General features: G+C 68.1%; 2 protein-coding genes and 1 tRNA gene. 2 read left to right on the top strand and 1 reads right to left on the bottom strand.

Features of this window, described 5'->3' with window-relative positions:
* A tRNA-Met gene (locus ABEB28_RS42965) sits at window positions 1-77 on the top strand.
* 87 nt (window positions 78-164) lie between these two features.
* Here the strand turns inward: ABEB28_RS42965 and ABEB28_RS42960 are convergent.
* Complete coding sequence (locus tag ABEB28_RS42960) at window positions 165-548, bottom strand: MarR family winged helix-turn-helix transcriptional regulator (RefSeq protein WP_345734066.1); 384 nt, start codon at window positions 546-548, stop codon at window positions 165-167.
* Window positions 549-668: 120 nt separating this feature from the next.
* On the opposite strand from ABEB28_RS42960, the gene ABEB28_RS42955 reads away from it, so the two are divergent.
* The coding region (locus ABEB28_RS42955; protein WP_425559078.1) for an MFS transporter at window positions 669-1,400 on the top strand (732 nt) is incomplete at its 3' end.

The following is a 1,400-nucleotide window of genomic DNA, read 5'->3' as shown; positions in this document are numbered from 1 at the left end:
CGCGGGGTGGAGCAGCTCGGTAGCTCGCTGGGCTCATAACCCAGAGGTCGCAGGTTCAAATCCTGCCCCCGCTACCACCTCGAAAGGCCCCGGTGCTCGCACCGGGGCCTTTCGCATTCCCTGCGGAGCCGCGGGACCCGCGCGGCCGCGGGACCGGCGAGCCGTTAGACCGGAGCGGGCTGAAGGTGCTCGGCCAGTACGGCGAGGTGCGTCTTGCGGGCCTCTTCGTACCGCTGCCGCCCGACGTCGGTGATCTTGACGAACACGCCTCGTCGATCGACCTCGCAGTGGGTGCGCTCGACCAAGCCGGTGTTGACCAGGCGGCCCACCGTGCGGGACAGGGCGCTCTGGCTCAGGTACATCGTCTCGGCGAGTTCCTGCATGCGGCGCTTGTCACACTCCTGTGTGGTGAGACGATCCAGCGTCTCGTACTCGCTCAGGGTCAGCCCGTGGGAATCCTGCAGCGCTCGCTCGAGGTGGCACGCGATCTCGTTGTAGCAGGTCAGGAGCGATCGCCAGCGCTCGACGAGGTCAGTCTCCGGCTCCATGTCGGGCATCCTACCCCGGTTCGGCGAGTTCATGCGCGGGAAATATATGCGCCTGAATTATGTGCTTGGACATTAGATGCACAAGCATCTACCGTCCCCTCCGTGACTCTCACCGATTCCCTGACGCAGTCCGCGGCGCAGCCATCCGGCACGCCTGCCGCGGAACAGCGCTGGACGCCCCGGCTCTGGGGCGTGCTCGCGGTGCTGTGCACGGTTCTTTTCCTCGATGGCCTCGACGTCTCGATGGTCGGCGTAGCGCTGCCCTCGATCGGCTCCGAACTCGGCTTGTCCACCACCTCCCTGCAATGGATCGTCAACGGCTACGTGCTCGGCTACGGCGGCCTACTCCTCCTGGGCGGGCGCACCGCCGACCTCCTCGGCCGCCGTCGGGTCTTCCTGATCGCGCTCGGCGTTTTCACCGTGGCGTCGCTGGTCGGCGGCCTCGTCGACGACGGCACGCTGTTGATCGCCACCAGGTTCATCAAGGGCCTGGCCGCCGCGTTCACCGCACCGACGGCGATGAGCATCCTGACCACCACGTTCGCCGAAGGGCCCGCGCGCAACCGGGCGCTGTCGATCTTCACCGTCTTCGGCGCCAGCGGGTACTCCTCCGGGCTGATCCTCGGCGGCCTGCTGACCAGCTTGGGCTGGCGCTGGACCTTCCTGGTACCGGTGCCCCTCGCTCTGGGCGCGCTGGCCGCCGGTTACGCGCTCATCCCGCGGGACAAGCGAGCCTCCGAGGGCGGCCACGACCTGGTCGGTGCGGTCACTCTCGTCGGCGGCATGCTGCTCGCCGTCTACACCGTGGTCACCGCGCCGCAGCGGGGTTGGCTCGACCCGGTGACCATCGGT

It is taken from the genome of Cryptosporangium minutisporangium, from assembly GCF_039536245.1.
Classification (GTDB): Bacteria; Actinomycetota; Actinomycetes; order Mycobacteriales; family Cryptosporangiaceae; genus Cryptosporangium; species Cryptosporangium minutisporangium.
The sequence above is the reverse complement of the archived record's forward strand: the minus strand, read 5'-3'. Positions and strand labels throughout refer to the sequence as shown.